The 1,504-nt window shown below is 57.2% G+C and carries 1 rRNA gene; it reads right to left on the bottom strand.

What is annotated here, in order from left to right:
* Positions 1–2: 2 nt before the first annotated feature.
* Positions 3–1,504: ribosomal RNA gene (locus ACIGXM_RS37375) — 23S ribosomal RNA — on the bottom strand; the annotation flags it as partial.

Below are 1,504 nucleotides of genomic sequence, written 5' to 3'. Positions count from 1 at the left end.
CTGAGGACAAGCCCTCGGCCTATTAGTACCGGTCAGCTCCACCCCTCACAGGGCTTCCACATCCGGCCTATCAACCCAGTCGTCTACTGGGAGCCTTACCCTCTCAAGGAGGTGGGAGTGCTCATCTCGAAGCAGGCTTCCCGCTTAGATGCTTTCAGCGGTTATCCCTCCCGAACGTAGCCAACCAGCCATGCCCTTGGCAGGACAACTGGCACACCAGAGGTTCGTCCGTCCCGGTCCTCTCGTACTAGGGACAGCCCTTCTCAACACTCCTACGCGCACAGCGGATAGGGACCGAACTGTCTCACGACGTTCTAAACCCAGCTCGCGTACCGCTTTAATGGGCGAACAGCCCAACCCTTGGGACCTACTCCAGCCCCAGGATGCGACGAGCCGACATCGAGGTGCCAAACCATCCCGTCGATATGGACTCTTGGGGAAGATCAGCCTGTTATCCCCGGGGTACCTTTTATCCGTTGAGCGACGGCGCTTCCACAAGCCACCGCCGGATCACTAGTCCCTGCTTTCGCACCTGCTCGACCCGTCGGTCTCACAGTCAAGCTCCCTTGTGCACTTACACTCAACACCTGATTGCCAACCAGGCTGAGGGAACCTTTGGGCGCCTCCGTTACCCTTTAGGAGGCAACCGCCCCAGTTAAACTACCCACCAGACACTGTCCCTGATCCGGATCACGGACCCAGGTTAGACATCCAGCACGACCAGAGTGGTATTTCAACGACGACTCCACAACAACTGGCGTTGCTGCTTCAAAGTCTCCCACCTATCCTACACAAGCCGAACCGAACACCAATATCAAGCTATAGTAAAGGTCCCGGGGTCTTTCCGTCCTGCTGCGCGAAACGAGCATCTTTACTCGTAATGCAATTTCACCGGGCCTATGGTTGAGACAGTCGAGAAGTCGTTACGCCATTCGTGCAGGTCGGAACTTACCCGACAAGGAATTTCGCTACCTTAGGATGGTTATAGTTACCACCGCCGTTTACTGGCGCTTAAGTTCTCAGCTTCGCCCCACCGAAATGGAGCTAACCGGTCCCCTTAACGTTCCAGCACCGGGCAGGCGTCAGTCCGTATACATCGCCTTACGGCTTCGCACGGACCTGTGTTTTTAGTAAACAGTCGCTTCTCGCTGGTCTCTGCGGCCACCCCCAGCTCGGAGTGCAAGACTCTCCACCAGGCGTGGCCCCCCTTCTCCCGAAGTTACGGGGGCATTTTGCCGAGTTCCTTAACCATAGTTCACCCGAACGCCTCGGTATTCTCTACCTGACCACCTGAGTCGGTTTGGGGTACGGGCCGCCATGAAACTCGCTAGAGGCTTTTCTCGACAGCATAGGATCATCCACTTCACCACAATCGGCTCGGCATCAGGTCTCAGGCACATGTTGCGCGGATTTGCCTACGCAACGCCCTACACCCTTACCCCGGGACAACCACCGCCCGGGCTGGACTACCTTCCTGCGTCACCCCATCGCTCACCTACTACCC

Origin of the sequence: Kitasatospora sp. NPDC052896, assembly GCF_044547075.1 — a bacterium.
In the GTDB taxonomy this organism is placed as follows: domain Bacteria; phylum Actinomycetota; class Actinomycetes; order Streptomycetales; family Streptomycetaceae; genus Kitasatospora.
The sequence above is the reverse complement of the archived record's forward strand: the minus strand, read 5'-3'. Positions and strand labels throughout refer to the sequence as shown.